Below are 16,946 nucleotides of genomic sequence, written 5' to 3' on the forward strand. Positions count from 1 at the left end.
CCCTGCTCGGCGGCCTCCGGTATCCCGGTATCGGGGCCACCGCCGCCGTCGGACCGTAATACAGGGGCGATCTCGGTAGAATCCCGACTGTGGCCGACCCGAAGTTCGAGATCCAAATGCTGCACGATCGCATCATGGTGCGCCCGGAGAAGGAGTCGGGAGAGCGCCGCAGCAGCGGGGGCATCGTGATCCCGGCGACGGCGGAGCAGAGCAACCGCCTCGTCTGGGGCGAGGTCTGCGGCGTCGGCCACAACGTCCGCACCGTCAAGGTCGGTGACATGGTCCTGTACCACGACGAGGATCAGTTCCAGGTCGAGGTGCAGGGCGAGTTGTACCTCGTGATGCGAGAGCGCGACCTGCACGCCGTCGCCAACGAGCGCCCCGAGTACGGCACCGGCCTCTACCTGTGACCCGCCGGCCTCACAGCGGCAGGGTGAACGCCGAGAGGCGGGTGTAGACGCCCGGATAGCCCGGGCGGGCGCAGCCGTACGCCCAGGAGGTCAGCCCGGCGAGCCGGCCCTGGAGGATGAGCGGTCCGCCGCTGTCGAACTCACAGGTGTCGGCCTTCGGTGAACCCGCGCACACCATGTCCTTCGCGCTGAACGTGTCGCGGCCGTACGCCGCCGTGCACCGCTTGTCCGAGGCGATGGGGATGGCGGCCTCGCGGAGCCGTACGTTGAACAGGTCCCGCTCCGAGGTCGTGCCCCAGCCGAGCACCCGCGCGTCCGTGCCGGGCGGGTAGGTGCCGTACCGGCCGATGAGCGGCAGCGGCAGGCGGTTCACCGGCCGGGCGAGCGTGAGCACGGCCACGTCGTTGTGCTCGACCGTCTCGCCCTGGAAGGACGTCTCACGGAAGTCGGGGTGCACCCAGATCTTCGTGATCCGCACCGCCTCGCCGTCCTTCTTCGACAGGTCGGCGCGGCCGAACACGGCGCTCAGCAGGGTCGGGACCTGACGCAGGAAGCTCACGCAGTGCGCCGCCGTCACGACCTTGTCGGACGCGACGAGCACGCCACCGCAGAACTGCCCGGAGGGCCGGATGAGGAAGGCCGGCGTGCCGATCGCCGCCAGCCACGACGGTGGGGTGGCGAGCGAGCCGCCGACGACCGCGTTCGCCGAGGGGGTCACCAGGCCGGCGCACAGGGCGAGCGCCGACAGGACCACCGCCGCCAAGCGGCGCGGGAACAGGGGCATGGGGGAACACCTCCGTCCGGTGCCGTAAAACCTAACGGCATCGGGCCCCGCCGCGCGAGGGGGGTCGGGCGATCGGGAGTGCGGCCCGGACCGGCACGGCGCGATCGCCGCGGGCGGCGCGATCCGTGACCGCCCAGCGGAGGCCGGGTTCGGTCTGGCGGAATTCGCGGCTGGTGCGCGATGAGATGCGCCCTGGCGAGATCGCTCCGTGGCCGCCGGAAGGCTAGTCGTACCTGCGGCTGGTGCGCGCGGAGATGCGTCCCACGAGCTTGCGCGGGACGAGCTTGCCGAGCCCGACGAGGGTCTTGTACTGCGCGCCGGGGACGCTGACGGTCATGCCGCGCCGGAAGTCGCGCAGCGCGTCGGCCACGACCCGGTCGGCGTCCAGCCAGAACGACTCGGGGACGCCGGACACGTTGATCCCGGCCCGCTCGTGGAACTCGGTGTGCACGAAGCCCGGGCACAGGGCCATGACCCGCACGCCCGGGACGTCCTGCGCGGCGCCCTCGCTGAACGAGACCACCCACGCCTTCGACGCCCCGTACGTGCTGCGCGCGAGGAACGCCGCCACCGATGCGACGTTGATGACGCCGCCGTGGCCGCGCTCGCGCATCCCCGGCAGAGCGGCGTACGTCAGCCGCAGCACCGCCTCGCAGTGGACCCGCAGCATCGTCAGTTCCTCCTCGAGGGGCACCTGGAGGAACCGTCCCCCGCTCCCGAACCCGGCGTTGTTGACGACCAGGTCGGCGCGGCGAGCGGCCTCCTCGCCCTTGGCGAGGCCCTCGTCGGTGGCCAGGTCGGCGACGACGACCTCGGCGTCGCCGTACTCCTCGGCGGCGTGGGCCAGCCGCTCGGCGTCGCGGGCCAGCAGGATCAGGTGGAAGCCGTCGGCGGCGAGCCGGCGGGCGAACGCCGCGCCGATCCCCGCGGTGGCGCCGGTGATGAGGGCCGTAGGCATGATCCAAGGCTAACTTCCGCTCCCTTGCGGGGCGTCAGCGCTGGACCGGCTGGTCCGCGCTCGCTGAGCGTCGCCCGCGAGATCGGGGCCTCGACCCGGTCGGGACCGCGGACCCGGCCTCCGGCGGGGGCGTGCCGCCGGGGCCGGGGACGCCGGGCAGCCGGAGACGCATCAGCGCGCCGCCTCCGGGCCGATTCTCCGCGATCACCTCGCCGGCATGGTGGTCGGCGGCGTTCCGGACGATCGCCAGGCCCAGGCCGGACCCGCTGACCGCGCGTGCCGCCGCCGACCGGTAGAAGCGCTCGAAGACGTACGGCAGGTCGCTGGGCTCGATGCCGGGGCCCTCGTCGGCGACGACGAGTTCGCCGTCACGGAGCACGACCCACACGGTGCCGTCCGGCGGGCCGAACTTCACGGCGTTGTCGAGGAGGTTCGTGACCGCCCGCGCCAGCTCCGGCTCCGCCCCCTCCACGGCCCATGGTTCCAGGTTCACCGAGAACACCGTCGCGGGGGCGCGCAGGCGCACCCGCTCGACGGCATGGTGGACGACCTCGTCGAGCCGTACGGGCTCGCGCCGGCGCGGCGTCTCGTCGTCGCGCGCCAGCTCGACCAGGTCCCCGACCAGGGTGGTCAGCTCCATGAGCTGGGCCTTGACGTCGGCGAGCAGCCGGTCGTGGGTGCCCTGGGGCAGTGGCCGCTCGGGGTGTCGCTGGATCTGGATCAGCAGGTCGATGTTGGTGCGCAGGCTCGTGAGCGGGGTGCGCAGCTCGTGACCGGCGTCGGAGACCAGCTGCCGCTGCCGTTCGCGGGACCGGTTGAGCGCGGCGAGCATGGCGTTGAAGCTGTGCGCGAGCTCGGCGATCTCCCCGCCGCCGGTCACCTCGATCGGCGTGGGGTCCAGGTCCTGCGTCCGGGCGATCCGCCCGGCCGCCCGGGTGAGGTTGCGGATGGGCCGCAGCCCGGCTCCGGCGACGGCGAAGCCGGCGGTGGCGGCGAGGGTCACCGCGCCGAAGCCGAAGATGACGGTCCCGAGCTGGAGCCGCAGGACGGTGCGGTCGACGTCGGCCAGGGAGCGGGCCAGCACGATGACGTTGCCGTCCGGGGCCCGCGTCGTCACGACTCGTACGTGCACGTCGCCGGAGTAGTCGCTGCGCAGCCGGACCTGAGGCCCGGGGCCCGCCGACACCGCGCGCACGTCGGCGGAGTCGACGGGCACGCGGAGCGTCGTGCCCGGCGGCGTCATGACCGAGCCGTCGGGATGGACGATCGCGACGCTGATCCCCATCGAGGCGAGCAGGCGGCCGTCGTGCCGGTCGCCCGGCCGGTCGTCCGGCGAGTGGGCGAACGACTGGGCCTGGGTGGTGAGGGTCTGGTCGATCTGGTTGCGCAGTTCGTTCTGCAGCAGCGTGTCGGCGGCGAACGCCACGATGACGATCGCCAGGATGACGGCGCCGGCCGCCAGCAGGGCCACGCGGGACCGCAGCGACAGCCGGCGCGGGGACGGGAGTCTCATCGGAGGGCGTACCCGACTCCCCGGACGGTGTGGATCACCCGGGGCGCGCCGTGCTCTTCGGTCTTGCGCCGTAGATAGCCGATGTAGACGTCGAGGGAGTTGGACGAACGCCCGAAGTCGTACCCCCAGACCTCCTCCAGGATCCGGGAGCGTTCCAGCACGTGCCGAGGGTTGCGCATCATCAGCTCGAGGAGGTCGAACTCCGTCCGCGTGAGTTCGAGCGGCCGTTCGCCACGGCAGGTCTCCCGGGTGGTCAGGTTCATGGTGAGGTCGCCGAAGCGCAGGACCTCCTCGCGGGGTCCGTCGCCGTCGTCGAATCCGCGCGACCGCCGCAGCAGCGCGCGCAGGCGGGCCAGGAGTTCCTCCAGCTCGAAGGGCTTGGTGAGGTAGTCGTCGGCGCCCGCGTCCAGGCCGGTCACGCGGTCGTCGAGGTCGACGCGGGCGGTGAGCATCAGGATCGGGATGTCGTCTCCGCGCCGCCGCAACATCCGGCAGGCGCCCAGCCCGTCGAGGTTCGGCATCCTCACGTCGAGGATCAGGACGTCGGGCCGGGCGGCGTCGACCGCCTCGAGGGCGCCGATGCCGTCCTCGGCGAGCTCGACCTCACAGCCGTTGAACCGCAGCACACGCTCCAGAGCGGAGCGCACCGCGGGGTCGTCGTCGGCCACCAGGATCCGTGCGGAAGCCACCATGCGGACAGCCTGGGCAGTCGCCGTGATCCGACCATGAAGCGAACATGAGACCCGCCTGAGATCCCGTACGGGGTCGCGCCCCTGGCCGGAACCGGCCCATCACCTTGATCCGATGCTCGGCCGGTGTGACAGTGCGCGCGTTCTGACAACTCCTGAGATGGGAGATGACCGTGCGCGACAGGATCCGGCCATGGGCCCGGTGGGCGGTGATCCCGGCGTTCGTCCTCGTCGCCGGCCTCACCGCCCCGGCGCATGCGGCGCCGACGGCGAAGGCGACCGGCGAGGACTGTGAAGAGCCCGCGGTGAAGGCGGCCAAGGCCGCGACGACCAGAGTTCTGAAGGATGAGGAACCGGAGGAGTGCGGGCCGCTCGCCCCGGGCGAGTGGAAGGCGCGCCAGGACCTGTCCGGCGGTGCCGGGCTGCCGGAGCAGGCCCTGCTGACGGCGGCCGGCCAGGCCCGCCGGATCCGGTCCGTCGGGCACTGGACCTCCGAGGGGCCCACGAACATCGGCGGGCGGGTCACGGGCGTCTCCGTCGACCGTACGGGGGCGGTCTTCATCACGGCGGCCAGCGGCGGCGTCTGGAAGAGCACCGACCGGGCCACGACGTTCCGGTCGGTGTGGCCGGACGACTACCCGCAGGCCACCGGCGCCACGGTCGCCGCTCCGGACGGGTCCGTCTACGTCGGCACCGGCGAGGCGAACCCCGGCGGCGGCTCGCTCACCTACGAGGGCGATGGGATCTACCGGACCACGGACGGCGGCCGTACCTGGAAGAACCTCGGCCTGCGTCACTCGGCCACGATCGGGCGGATCGCCGTCGACCCGACGAACCCGAAGCGGATCTTCGTGGCGGCCACCGGGTCGCTGTTCCGCCCGGGCGGGGAGCGCGGCGTCTACCGGACCACCGACGGCGGCCGTACGTGGCAGCGGGTGCTCGCCGGGGCGAACGCCTGGACCGGCGCGGTCGACCTGGCGATCGCGCCGGACCGGCCGGACACCGTGTACGCGACCCTCTGGGACCGGCAGCGCACGCCGAGCCTGCGCCGGTACGGCGGGCCGGGTTCGGGGCTGTACCGCTCCACCGACGGCGGCGCGCACTGGACGCGGCTGGAGAACGTCACCAAGCTCACCCCCGGCGATACGACCGGCCTGAAACCCGACCCGAGCTTCAGCCGCTCCGGGGTGGCCGCCGCGCCCGGCGGTCGGGTGTACGTCCGCACCGCGACGTGGGGCGCGTACGGCGACGAGAAGGGCTTCTACGTCTCCGACGACGGCGGGAACTCCTTCACCACGGGCGGCGCGCCCGAGGCCGCGCTCGGCTGGTGGGGCGGCGAGGTCTGGGTCGACCCGGCGAACCGGGACCACCTCCTCGTCCCCGGGGAGTTCCTCCGGGAGTCCAAGGACGGCGGCAAGACGTGGACCAACGACACCGGCACGCACGTCGACCACCACGCGATCGCCTGGGACCCGACCAAGCCGGGCCGGGTCTACGAGGGCAACGACGGCGGCGTCTACCGCTCGGACGCGAACGCGGCGGCCGGCAGCTGGACGCACGCGGCGTACGAGCCGTGGACGCAGTTCTACAGCGTCGCGGTGAGCGCGCAGGACCCGACGCGCATCACCGGCGGCGCCCAGGACAACGGATCGAACCGCACCTGGGGCGGTGACCGCTGGAACTCCTGGTACGACGGCGACGGCGAGCAGAACCTCATCGACCCGCGGAACCAGAACCGCGTCTATGCCTGCTACCAGTACGGTAACTGCGCCCGCTCCCTCGACGGCGGCGACCACACCACCGATCTCACGGTCGCGACGGCCGACGACGATCGGTTCAACTGGTTCAGCCCGCTGGAGTTCGCCACCGACGACCCCGACGTCACCTACCTCGGCGGGAACCGGCTCTTCCGGTCGACGGACGGCCTGCACTTCACGCCGATCAGCCCCGACCTGACCGGCGGGCCCGGCGACGACCCGGTCTACCCGTTCGGGACGCTGACCTCGGTGCAGGCCACCGGCGACCGGATCCTGGCCGGCACCGACGACGGCCGCGTGCAGCTGACCGGCGACGCCGGGCGGACGTGGACGCCGCTGCTGGCCGGGAAGCAGTGGGTGACCCGCGTCCGGTTCGACGGGGCGCGCATCGTCGTCACCCTGTCCGGCTACCGCGCCGGCACCGGCGGCGGCAACGTGCTCACGTCGTCCGACGGCGGCCGTACGTGGAGCGACATCACCGGCAACCTGCCGACGGCCCCGGTCAACGACGTGATCATCGGTCCGCGCGGCGTACTGGTCGTCGCCACGGACGCCGGCGTCTTCGCGGGCCTCGGGAAGCGCTGGATCCGGCTCGGCAGCCTGCCGCTGGCCGCGGTCACCGACATCGAGTTCAAGGCCGGGAGGCTGTACGCGGCGACGTTCGGCCGTGGCGTCTACAGCATGCCGCTCACCCCGGCGCTGCTTCGCCAGGTCGGCTGATCGGAAGGGGTAAGTGATCCGATCAATACTCGCAGAACCAGTCATTTTGGGATAGAAGTATTGATCGGCGGGATAATTGGTCCTACCTTTAGGGCGTCTCTTGACCCTGGAGGGCCGATGCCCCGTTTCTTCCGCCTTCGTACGCCCGGGTCCCGGGTCGTCGCCGCCGAGCCGCCGCGATCCCGGGCCCCGGGCGTACTGTTCCTCACCGCCGCACTGACCGCCCTCGCGACCGCCGGAGCGCTGCAGGCCGGGGTGCCCGCAGCACAGGCGGCGTCCCAGGACGTGTACGTCTCCCCGGCAGGCTCCGACCACGCTCCGGGCACGGCCGTACGCCCCGTCCGGACCCTCGAACGCGCTCGTGACCTGGCCCGGTCCCGGCACCTGGCCGGGGACCTGACCGTGCACCTCGCGCCCGGCGTCCACCGGCTGTCCCGGCCCCTCGAACTCGACGCCGGAGACTCCGGCCGGGACGGCCACCGGATCATCTGGCAGGGCTCGCCCGGCACCGTGATCAGCGGCGGACGCCGGGTCACCGGCTGGCAGCCCGGCCCGAACGGCGTCTGGTCCGCGCCCGCCCCGGGCGGGCTCGGCAACACCCGGCAGCTGTACGTCAACGGCGTCCGCGCGCAGCGCGCCGGCGGAAAGGTCCCGGTCACCCTCACGGCGACCGACACCGGGTACACGGCGTCGGCCGACACGCTCGCGAAGTGGCGGAATCCAGGGGACGTCGAGTTCGTCTACACCGCCGGCGAGAAGCTCTGGAACGCCGAGCGCTACGGCCTCGGCCAGTGGACCGAGCCGCGCTGCCCGATCGCCTCCGCCTCCGGCACGACGATCACGATGGCCCAGCCGTGCTGGGACAACTCGATGAAGCGGGTCATCTTCCCCGACATCCCCGGCCGTACGGTCAACATGGTCGGGCCCGGCACGCTCACCAACGGCAGCCTGCCCGCGTACGCCGAGAACACCCTCGAACTGCTCGACCAGCCGGGGGAGTGGTACCTCGACCGCAGCCGGCACCGCGTCTACTACAAGCCCCGGGCCGGGCAGGACCTGCGCCGCGCGGACGTCGAGGTCCCGGCGATCGAGAAGCTGATCGACGCGAACGGCGTCCACGACGTGGCCTTCCGCGGCCTCCAGTTCTCCTACGCGACCTGGCTGACGCCGTCGAGCCCGGAGGGCTTCTCCGAGATCCAGGCCGGCTACACCGTCACGGGGAAGACCGGGTACGCCACGCAGGGCCTGTGCCAGTTCGTCGCCGGCGGCACCTGCCCGTACGCCTCCTGGACCAAGGAGCCGGGCAACATCTCGGTCACCGGGGAGCGCGTGGAGTTCAGCGACAGCGTCTTCACCCACCTCGGCGCGGCCGGTCTGGAGTTCGGCACCGGCGCCAAGGACGCGGTCGTCCGCGGGAACGTCTTCACCGACATCTCCGGCAACGGCGTCGAGATCGGCGGGGTCGACAAGCCGCAGGCCGACGACGCCGGCACCACCCGCGGCAACACGGTGGAGGACAACCACCTGTACGGGCTGCCGCGTGAGTTCCACGGCGGCGTGGCCATCATCAACGGCTACAGCCAGAACGACACGATCGCGCACAACCAGATCGACGACGTCGCGTACTCGGCGATATCGATGGGCTGGGGCGGCTGGCCCGACAAGATCAGCAAGCCGGCCACGCCCAACGTCTCCCACGACAACGCCGTCCGCGACAACCTCATCTTCAATTACATGCAGCTGCTCGACGACGGCGGCGGCATCTACACCCAGGGCATCACCGGCACGTCCATCGCGGACGGCGAGAAGGTCACCGGGAACGTCATCCACGACCAGTGGGGCCTCGGCAAGAACGTCTACACCGACAACGGCTGCACGTACGAGACGATCGAAGGGAACGTGCTGTACAACGCGGCGTACGCGAACGTCGCCAGCCGGCACACCGACTACCGCGACGCCCTCGGCAACAACGACCCGACACTCGTCAAGGGCAACTACTGGCAGCAGGGCGACCCGGACAGCGACAACAAGGGCCTGGTCACCCAGGGCAACCACATCCTGTCCGACCCGTCGAAGGCTCCGGCCGACATCGTGACCAACGCGGGCCTGGAGCCGAAGTACCGCGGGATCCTCGGCGTCCGGGTGCCGACCGCGCCCGAGGCCCCGGGACGCGTCGCCACCTTCGCCGCCGACGGCAAGGTGTACGTCGCGTGGAACCCCGCCTCCGACGGCGCGGCGCCCACCTCGTACACGGCGACCGCGTCAGGCGGGAAGAGCGTCACGATCGGTGCCGCCGACTTCCGGCGCACCGGCTACGCCGTCATCGACGGGCTGACGAACGGCACGCCGTACACGGTGACCGTCACCGCCCGGGGCGCCTCGGGCGTCAGCGTCCCCTCGCTGCCGTCCGCCGCCGTCACGCCCGGGCCGGGCGCGGGTACGCTCGCCGCCGCTCCGACGAGCCTCAAGGCGCGGGCGAGCGCCGACGCGGTCGCGCTGCAGTGGACCCCGCCGACCGTCATCGGTGACACACCGGTGATCGGCTACACGGTGAGCGTCTCCGACGGCCGTACGGTCGCGGTGCAGGGCCGCGACACGCTGATCAGCCAGCCGACGGCCAAGGCACTGCTCCGGGTGGTGAACGGCCTGCAGCCGGGCACGAAGTACACCTTCACCATCGCCGCCGTCACGGCCACCGGCACCGGTGCGCCCGCGTCGGTCACGGCGACGACGCCGACCGGCTGAGGCAGCGAGGCGACCACAAGCCACGAGGGCCGCCCCCCGGGGAAAGGGGGGCGGCCCTCGGAAGGCGTGAGGCCGCAGTCTACTTGCGCACGATCATGCAGGCGTCGCCCTTGTAGTCCTTTTTCGACTCCGTCGGTGAGACGCCGATGTGGAGCACGGTTTTGTCGGCGACCGCGGGCCGGTCGGCCCGCCCCGTTCGCGCTGCTCCCAGGCTCGCGCCTCGCTCAGGCGAGGCAGCGCAGGGCGTCGCGGAGGTCCGCGTCGAGGGGGTGGCCGTCGGGGAGGCGGCCCACGGTGGCCTCGACGAACTCGGCCGGGGTCAGCCGGCCCAGGCCGCGGGGTGTGCGCACGACGAGGTCGCCGTCGTCGTCCTCCTCGACCTCGACGTCGGCCTCCTGCTCCTCCAGGGCGAACCGGCCGACCGCGACGCGCCAGGCCGTACGCTCCCGGGCGTCCTCGACCGGCACGCCGACGTCGTCGCCGTGCGTGGCGTACTCGGACGCGTAGTGGAAGGCCTGCAGGCCGACGGGGTACGCCCCGGCCATCGTGGCCAGCGTCGCGTCGCGCCCCAGCGCGCGCATCCGTCGGCGGGTGTCGCCGTTCCGGGTGCGCCACTCGTCCAGCACCTCGGCGATGGGGAGATCGCGCCGGGTGCGGACCGTCCAGTCGTTGAAGTCCACCAACCCGGCGACGCCGTTCTTCTCCAGCCGGGACCAGAGCGCGTCGAGGCCGTCGTCGAGGCAGGCGTGGTTGTAGTCCTCCCCGCCCGCCAGGTGGGCGAGGACGTCGCGGACCGTCCATCCCTCGCAGCGGGACGGCCGCATCCACTCCTCGTCGCTCAGGCCGCTGAAGTAGCGGTCGAGGCGCTCGGCCTCGGTGTCGAAGACGGCGAACGGGTCGAGATCATCGAGTGCGGTCACGCCCGTCCTCCTGCCCCGGCGACGGCGGAACATTCCACGGTGCCTCAGCGGTGGTAGTGGAAGCCGACGCCGTACTTTCCAATCTTGGTGGACCTGCTCACCTTGACGGCGGTGAGGGTGAAGCCTCCGACCGTGATGGACTGCGGGGTCTCCGACGCCGTGAACCTGCGCTCGGCGTGGCCGGTGACGTCGGTCACGACCACCTTCACCCGCCCGGCCTTGAGCGCGCCGGTCTTCACTCGGAGGCCGCCCGCCGTCTTGGCCGTGCCGACCGCCTGCCACCACGACGCCGCCTTGGTGTGCCGCTTGGCGGCCTTCTGGGACGCGGTGGCGTGCGGGGACGGAGACTTCTTCCGGGCGGCGCCCTGCTCGCGCCGCGCCGCGCCGGCCGGGTCGCTGCAGCCCGCCAGCAGCCCGACCGCGACGATCAGAGCCGGAAGGCGTACGCCTCCGCGCATTCTTCCTCCTCGTTGAACGACGGCAAAACCTTAGTCGCCGCCGGAGGGTCCCGTGGACCGTCCGCCCGTGCCCGCCCGCGGCCGGCGCAGGGGAGCGTTCCGCTCGTACCCGCCCGCGACCAGCGCGGAGGCGTCTGGCGGCGGTCCGGGCCACCGCCTACAGTCGGCAGTGAAGGTGATCGACGCTTTTCCGAGATCCGGAGTGGAGATGCCCTACTACCGAGCCGTCGGGGAGATCCCCCGCAAACGGCACATCCAGTTCCGCAGACCTGACGGCGGGCTGTACGCCGAGGAGTTGATGGGGGAGGAGGGGTTCTCCTCGGACTCCTCGCTGCTCTATCACGTGCATCCGCCCACCGCCATCGTCAAGAGCGAGGGCGTGGACGTTCCGGCCCACGCCACGGGTGTGAGGCCGAACCATCCGCTGCTGCCACGGCATTTCAAGGCGCACGAGATCAAGACCGGCGGCGATCCGGTGCTCGGGCGGCGGCTGCTGGTGGGCAACGACGACGTCCGCATCTCGTACGTGGCCGCCGATACGGACGGCGAGCTGTACCGCAACTCGGTCGGGGACGAGTGCGTGTACGTCGAGGCGGGCCGGGCGCGGCTCGAGTCGACGTACGGGGCCCTCGACGTCGGACCCGGCGACTACGTCGTCATCCCGACCGGGACGATCCATCGCTTCGTGCGCACCGAGCCGGCCGCACCGCTGCGTCTGATGGTCTTCGAGGCGTCGGGGCACATCCGGCCGCCGAAGCGCTACCTGTCGCAGTACGGCCAGTTCCTGGAGCACGCGCCGTACAGCGAGCGCGACCTGCGGGGACCGGTCGAGCCGCTGGTCCAGGAGGGCGAGGACGTGCCCGTGCTCGTCCGTACCCGCGCCGGCCTGTCGCGCCTGACCTACCGGCACCATCCGCTCGACGTCGTGGGCTGGGACGGCTGCCTCTACCCGTTCGTCTTCAACATCGCCGACTTCGAGCCGATCGTGAAGCGCACGCACGCTCCACCGCCGGTGCACCAGACGTTCGAGGGTCCGAACTTCGTCATCTGCTCGTTCTGCCCGCGGCCGCTCGATTTCGACGACGCGGCCATCCCCATTCCGTATAACCATCACAACGTCGACTCCGACGAGATGATGTTCTACGTGGGCGGGGATTACACCGCGCGCCGTGGCTCGGGAATCGACATCGGGTCGATAAGCCTGCACCCGTCCGGGTTCACGCACGGGCCGGCGCCGGGCTCCGTCGAAGGCGTAATCGAGGCGGTCCGAAAAGGCCATAAGACCACCACCGAAACGGCCGTGATGATCGACACGTTCCGGCCGCTGAACATCGGCGGTGAGGCCCTGTCCGTCGAGGCGTCCGATTACGCCTGGACCTGGGCGCGCTGATCCGCCCGATCCCTGGAGGATCGCCGGAGATGCCGAGGCGGTCGCGGCCCGAACCGGCCATTGGCGGCCTTCTCGGCATTTCCGGTCGCCGTCGCTAAAACTGTTTATCGAATATCTCGGGAGTAACGGCTGGAGTTACCCGGCCGCACGCGGTGATCGCATAATTACCGAGTGTGATCGCAGATCTTCCGGGTAGTAGACGCAATGGATCCAACGGGCCGCCGATAAAGGCGCTTCCAAGGATTCGCGCGACGCAGTTCCTGCTACCTCGGAAACGGAGATCTGCATGCGGAAGATGTACGCGCTCGGAACGGGAACGATGGCTCTCGCGGCAGTGGTCGCCACCGGCCTCGCGGCCCACGCGGACAAGGGCGCTCCCGCTCCGGCGCCCGCCGCCCACAGCAAGACGGCGGCCCTGCCCGCCGGGTACCAGATCGTCGCCCTTCCCAACGCGAACGTCCCGAACTTCCAGCGGCGTGTGCTCTTCTGCCCGGCCGGCAAGCGCGTCCTCGGCGGCGGCGCCGAGGCGCGGGGCAACGACGCGATCCTCGTCGGCAGCTTCCCGACCGACGACGGCCGTGGCTGGATCGCCCTCGGCCGGCAGAACGGCTACTCGACGGTCGGGATCAGCGTCTACGCGATCTGCGCCTCCTGAGCTCGCCGCGGATCTCCGGCCTTTCACGACGCGGTGAACCGCCGGGATCCGCGTAAGGCGCGGCGCCGGCCGCCCGTTCCCGGGTGGCCGGCGCTCGCAATCTCGCGTCCCCAAATCGAGAGGCCCACGATCCGCGTGAAATCCGGCGCCGGCCGCCCGTTTCCCGGGCGGCCGGCGCTTCCGTTCGAAGAACTCCTCAGGTCAGGACGGGCACCGCCGCGAGCAGTGTCCGGGTGTACTCGTGCTGCGGCGACTCGTACAGCTCGTCCACGTCGGCCAGCTCGACCAGCGTGCCGTCGCGCAGCACCGCGACCCGGTCGCTCACCTGGCGGATCACCGCCAGGTCGTGGGACACGAAGACGATGGTCAGGCCGTAGTCCTCCTGCACGTCCCGGAGCAGTTCGAGGATCTGCGCCTGCGTCGAGACGTCGAGCGCGGAGACGGGTTCGTCGCAGACCAGCAGCGTGGGCCGCAGGGACAGCGCCCGCGCGATCCCCATCCGCTGGCGCTGCCCGCCGGAGAACTCATGCGGGTACCGGTCGTGCCGCGCGGCATCCAGGCCGACGCGCTCCATCAGCTCCCGCGCCGTCCGGCGGGCCTCCCCGTCGAGGACGCCCCGCACCCGGAGCGGGTCGGCGATGCTGTCGCCGACCGTGTGCCGGGGGTTCAGCGAGGACATCGGGTCCTGGAACACCATCTGCAGGTCGCGCCGGACGGGGCGCAGCCGCTTCTCGGGCAGCCCGGTGATCTCCTGGCCGTCGAACACGATCCGGCCCGAGGTCGGGGCGAGCAGCCCGACCATCATCCGCACGAGCGTCGTCTTGCCACAGCCGCTCTCCCCGACGACGCCGAGCGTCTCGCCGCGCCGGACGTCCAGGGACACCTCGTCGACGGCGCGCGCGACGTCGCGGCGCAGCCCCCGGCCCGGCCGGCGGAACTCCCGCGTGAGGTCCGTGACGGTCAGCAGGGGCTCGCCGGGCTCGCGGCGGGCGGCCCGGGGCGCGTCGAGGCGGGGGACGGCCTCCAGCAGGCCACGGGTGTACGGCTGCGCCGGGGCGCGCAGCACGTCGTGCACCGGGCCGCGCTCGACCGCCCGGCCCCGGTGCATGACCAGCACCTCGTCGGCCGACCGCGACACGACGCCGAGGTCGTGCGTGACGAGCAGCAGCGCCATGCCCGTGTCGGCCCGCAGCTCGTCGAGCAGGTCGAGGATCTGCGCCTGCACGGTGACGTCCAGCGCGCTGGTCGGTTCGTCGGCGACCAGGATCTCCGGTTCGCAGGCGAGCGCCATCGCGATGAGGGCCCGCTGCCGCATGCCGCCGGAGAACTCGTGCGGTCGCGCCCGGGCCCGCCGCGCGGCGTCCGGGATGCCGACCCGGTCGAGCACCTCCACCGCCCGCGCCCACGCGGCCTTCCGGCCCGCGCCAGCGTGGGCGCGGTACACCTCGGCGATCTGGTCGCCGATCCGGTAGTACGGGTCCAGCGCAGACATCGGATCCTGGAAGATCATCGCGATGCGGCGCCCCCGCACCCCACGGAGCCCTTCATCATCGAGCACGTTCACGTCCACGGGCTCCGGACCGTCTCCGCCCAGGAGGATCCGGCCGGTGACCCGCGCCCCGGTGCGCCGATGCAGGCCCAGGAGGGCGAGCGCCGTCGTGCTTTTGCCCGACCCGGACTCTCCGACGACGCCCAGCGCGCCGCCGGCGGCCAGGTCGAAGGACACCCCGTCGACGGCGCGGAGCACGCCATCGCCCGAAGGGAACTCGACGGTCAGATCGCGCACCGACAGGACGACGCCCCCACTGCCCTCACCGGTCACGACAGGACCATCCTGCCGCTGACCCCGGCGTACGGCAGGGTCGACGTCCCCACTGCCCTCGCCGGCCACGCCAGGGCCGTCTGCCGTTGACCCCGCCGTACGTCCCCGCGCCCTTCGCCGGTCACGCCAGGACCACCCTTCGATCGACCGCCGCGTACAGCAGGTCGGCGACGGTGTTGGCCAGGACGACGGCCAGGCCGGCGGTCAGCGTCAGGCCCGCCACGACCGGCAGGTCGACGTTGTTCGACGACTGGACGATCAGCTGGCCGATGCCGGGCAGCCCGAACAGCGTCTCAGTGAGCATGGCGTTCACCAGGACGACGCCGAACTCCACCGCGTTGATCGAGATCAACGGGGTCAGCGCGCCGCGCAGCGCGTGCCGCCCGACGACGCGGCGTTCGGGCAGCCCGTACGCGCGGAAGGTGCGGATGTGGTCCTCCGACAGGGTCTCGAGCATGCCGGTACGCGTCAGCCGCGTGAAGATCGCGGACTGCAGGATGGTGAGCGTCAGCCACGGCAGGATCAGGTTCTGCGCCCAGGCGATCGGGTCGTCGGTCAGCGGCACGTACACCGGGAAGTCCAGCCACTGCAGCCAGCCGCAGAACACCATGAGGAGCAGCAGGCCGCTCACGAACACCGGAGTGCCGAGGCCGCCGAGCACGAAGACGGTGATCAGCCGGTCGGTGAGCCGCTTCTCCCGCAGGGCCGACACCAGCCCGAGAGACACTCCGGTGATCGTCCAGAGCACGATGGCGCCCGCGGTCAGCGACAGCGAGACCGGGAGCCGCTGGGCGATCAGCGACAGGACGGGCAGGTCGGTCTGGAACGAGTACCCCAGGCAGGGCGCCGCGCAGTGGGTGACGTCCGGCCCGGAGCTGTAGTCCCGGCCGACGACCAGGCCCTCCAGGAAGTGCCAGTACTGGGCGGTGATCGGCTCGTCGAGGCCGAGCTTGTGGTGGACGACGGCGAGCTGAGCGCCGTCGCAGCCCTTCCCGCAGACGAGGACCGCCGGATCGGCGGGGATGGCGTAGAAGATGCCGTAGACGACCGCCGTCATCACGACCAGCAGCACCAGGAGGCTGCCGAGGCGGCGCAGCAGATAGATGGTCATCGGCCGCCTCGCAGTGACGCCTTCGGATCCAGGGCGGCGCGTATCCCGTCGGCGAGCAGCGTGAACGCCAGCACGGCCGTCAGCAGCGACAGGCCCGGCACCAGCACGTACATCGGATCGGCCCGGAACCAGGTGGTGGCGGTCGACAGCATCTGCCCCCACGAGGAGGTCGGCGGGTGCACGCCCACGCCGAGGAAGGACAGCCCCGCCTCGGAGACCATGTTCGCCGGCAGGAGGATCGCCGCGTACGTGAGGACCTGCGGCAGCGCGCCGGGCAGGATCTCGCGCCGGGCGATCCGCGCCGGCGACGCGCCCGACAATCGGGCGGCGGCGACGTAGTCGCGGGTCTTGAGGGACAGCACCTGCCCGCGGGTCAGCCGGGCCGTGCCGCCCCAGTTGAACAGGCCGATGACCAGCATCAGCAATGCCGGCCGGGGGAACGACTGCGGCACGATCGCCAGCAGCGCGATCGCGAACATCAGCTGCGGGAACGAGATGGACAGGTCGATCAGCCGGCCCAGCGTGGCGTCGGCGATCCGCCCGCCGAACCCTGCGGCCAGCCCGATCGCCACCCCGAGCAGCAGCTGCACGCCCAGCGTCCCGAAGGCGACGGTGAAGGAGATCCGGGCGCCGTACAGCGTGCGCGCGAACAGGTCGCGGCCGGTGGTCGGCTCCACGCCCAGCCAGTGGTCCGCGCCGACGCCGCCCAGGGCGCCGTGCGGCACGCCGCCGCGCGCGGAGTCCAGCAGCTGGGGATGGAACGTCGTCGTGTCCTGGCCCTCCAGCGCGGCCAGCAGCGGGGCGAAGACGGCGGCCAGGATGAGGACGACCGTGACGACGAGGCCGGCCATGGCGGGCCGGTCCGACCGCAGTCGCCGCAGCATTTGACGGGCGCGCGTCGGCGGCCCGGACGCGGCGACGTCCGGACCGCCGATGTCCGTGACGAGCTCGGTCACGCCGCTGCCCGGCCGCGGCGAGACGACGGCGACGGCGGCGTGCCCGACCGCGTCCTAC

At 72.0% G+C, this 16,946-nt stretch carries 14 protein-coding genes; 5 read left to right on the plus strand and 9 right to left on the minus strand.

The genetic code is table 11. The features are described from left to right. Positions 1 to 89: 89 nt before the first annotated feature. A complete protein-coding gene (locus tag AB0I04_RS00540; protein WP_360876634.1) occupies positions 90 to 410 on the plus strand; it encodes a co-chaperone GroES in 321 nt (106 codons plus the stop codon). A gap of 10 nt (positions 411 to 420) precedes the next feature. Here AB0I04_RS00540 and AB0I04_RS00545 read toward each other — a convergent pair whose 3' ends face one another. From AB0I04_RS00545 to AB0I04_RS00560, 4 genes are all read right to left on the minus strand, one after another. Next, entirely contained in the window at positions 421 to 1,194 is a 774-nt protein-coding gene (locus tag AB0I04_RS00545; RefSeq protein ID WP_360876637.1) for a serine protease, read from the minus strand. A gap of 223 nt (positions 1,195 to 1,417) precedes the next feature. Continuing rightward, positions 1,418 to 2,152, minus strand: coding sequence for an SDR family NAD(P)-dependent oxidoreductase (locus tag AB0I04_RS00550; protein ID WP_360876640.1), 735 nt, complete (start codon positions 2,150 to 2,152; stop codon positions 1,418 to 1,420). A gap of 34 nt (positions 2,153 to 2,186) precedes the next feature. Beyond that, on the minus strand, positions 2,187 to 3,665 hold the full coding sequence (locus AB0I04_RS00555; protein WP_360876642.1) for a HAMP domain-containing sensor histidine kinase: 1,479 nt from the start codon (positions 3,663 to 3,665) through the stop codon (positions 2,187 to 2,189). Then, complete coding sequence (locus AB0I04_RS00560) at positions 3,662 to 4,357, minus strand: response regulator transcription factor (protein ID WP_360876645.1); 696 nt, start codon at positions 4,355 to 4,357, stop codon at positions 3,662 to 3,664. Before AB0I04_RS00560 ends, AB0I04_RS00555 begins: the two co-directional genes overlap by 4 nt. Positions 4,358 to 4,527: 170 nt before the next feature. Between AB0I04_RS00560 and AB0I04_RS00565 the strand changes: the two genes are divergently transcribed. Both AB0I04_RS00565 and AB0I04_RS00570 read left to right on the plus strand, forming a co-directional pair. After that, entirely contained in the window at positions 4,528 to 6,831 is a 2,304-nt protein-coding gene (locus AB0I04_RS00565) for a hypothetical protein (protein ID WP_360876648.1), read from the plus strand. A gap of 117 nt (positions 6,832 to 6,948) precedes the next feature. Continuing rightward, positions 6,949 to 9,576: a fibronectin type III domain-containing protein gene (locus tag AB0I04_RS00570; protein ID WP_360876651.1), complete on the plus strand. Its 2,628-nt coding sequence runs from the start codon at positions 6,949 to 6,951 to the stop codon at positions 9,574 to 9,576. A 224-nt stretch (positions 9,577 to 9,800) separates the two neighbouring features. Here the strand turns inward: AB0I04_RS00570 and AB0I04_RS00575 are convergent, their stop codons facing one another. Continuing rightward, positions 9,801 to 10,496 (minus strand): maleylpyruvate isomerase family mycothiol-dependent enzyme, encoded by a 696-nt coding sequence (locus AB0I04_RS00575; RefSeq protein WP_360876653.1) that lies wholly within the window; start codon positions 10,494 to 10,496, stop codon positions 9,801 to 9,803. A gap of 44 nt (positions 10,497 to 10,540) precedes the next feature. After that, positions 10,541 to 10,954 carry a hypothetical protein gene (locus tag AB0I04_RS00580; RefSeq protein ID WP_360876656.1) on the minus strand — a complete coding sequence of 138 codons (414 nt, stop codon included), beginning with the start codon at positions 10,952 to 10,954 and terminating at the stop codon, positions 10,541 to 10,543. A 208-nt stretch (positions 10,955 to 11,162) separates the two neighbouring features. Between AB0I04_RS00580 and AB0I04_RS00585 the strand changes: the two genes are divergently transcribed. Continuing rightward, on the plus strand, positions 11,163 to 12,344 hold the full coding sequence (locus AB0I04_RS00585; RefSeq protein WP_360876658.1) for a homogentisate 1,2-dioxygenase domain-containing protein: 1,182 nt from the start codon (positions 11,163 to 11,165) through the stop codon (positions 12,342 to 12,344). A 286-nt stretch (positions 12,345 to 12,630) separates the two neighbouring features. Further along, positions 12,631 to 12,999, plus strand: coding sequence for a hypothetical protein (locus AB0I04_RS00590; RefSeq protein ID WP_360876661.1), 369 nt, complete (start codon positions 12,631 to 12,633; stop codon positions 12,997 to 12,999). Between the two features lie 196 nt (positions 13,000 to 13,195). On the opposite strand, the gene AB0I04_RS00595 is transcribed toward AB0I04_RS00590, so the two are convergent. The 3 genes from AB0I04_RS00595 to AB0I04_RS00605 all read right to left on the minus strand — a co-directional run bounded on the left by AB0I04_RS00595 (position 13,196) and on the right by AB0I04_RS00605 (position 16,888). Further along, entirely contained in the window at positions 13,196 to 14,821 is a 1,626-nt protein-coding gene (locus AB0I04_RS00595) for an ABC transporter ATP-binding protein (protein ID WP_360876664.1), read from the minus strand. 121 nt (positions 14,822 to 14,942) lie between these two features. Continuing rightward, positions 14,943 to 15,932, minus strand: coding sequence for an ABC transporter permease (locus AB0I04_RS00600; protein WP_360876667.1), 990 nt, complete (start codon positions 15,930 to 15,932; stop codon positions 14,943 to 14,945). Further along, positions 15,929 to 16,888 (minus strand): ABC transporter permease, encoded by a 960-nt coding sequence (locus AB0I04_RS00605; protein ID WP_360876670.1) that lies wholly within the window; start codon positions 16,886 to 16,888, stop codon positions 15,929 to 15,931. The genes AB0I04_RS00600 and AB0I04_RS00605 overlap by 4 nt, the downstream gene beginning before the upstream one ends. Positions 16,889 to 16,946: the final 58 nt, after the last annotated feature.

The organism is Actinoallomurus sp. NPDC050550 (assembly GCF_040655075.1).
GTDB lineage: Bacteria > Actinomycetota > Actinomycetes > Streptosporangiales > Streptosporangiaceae > Actinoallomurus.

Bases quoted from the DNA above. Each gene is read 5' to 3' on its own strand.
- AB0I04_RS00545 (WP_360876637.1), bottom strand. From the start codon at position 1,194: ATGCCCCTGTTCCCGCGCCGCTTGGCGGCGGTGGTCCTGTCGGCGCTC.
- AB0I04_RS00560 (WP_360876645.1), bottom strand. From the start codon at position 4,357: ATGGTGGCTTCCGCACGGATCCTGGTGGCCGACGACGACCCCGCGGTG.
- AB0I04_RS00570 (WP_360876651.1), top strand. From the start codon at position 6,949: ATGCCCCGTTTCTTCCGCCTTCGTACGCCCGGGTCCCGGGTCGTCGCC.
- AB0I04_RS00585 (WP_360876658.1), top strand. From the start codon at position 11,163: ATGCCCTACTACCGAGCCGTCGGGGAGATCCCCCGCAAACGGCACATC.
- AB0I04_RS00600 (WP_360876667.1), bottom strand. From the start codon at position 15,932: ATGACCATCTATCTGCTGCGCCGCCTCGGCAGCCTCCTGGTGCTGCTG.
- AB0I04_RS00550 (WP_360876640.1), bottom strand. From the start codon at position 2,152: ATGCCTACGGCCCTCATCACCGGCGCCACCGCGGGGATCGGCGCGGCG.
- AB0I04_RS00555 (WP_360876642.1), bottom strand. From the start codon at position 3,665: ATGAGACTCCCGTCCCCGCGCCGGCTGTCGCTGCGGTCCCGCGTGGCC.
- AB0I04_RS00580 (WP_360876656.1), bottom strand. From the start codon at position 10,954: ATGCGCGGAGGCGTACGCCTTCCGGCTCTGATCGTCGCGGTCGGGCTG.
- AB0I04_RS00590 (WP_360876661.1), top strand. From the start codon at position 12,631: ATGCGGAAGATGTACGCGCTCGGAACGGGAACGATGGCTCTCGCGGCA.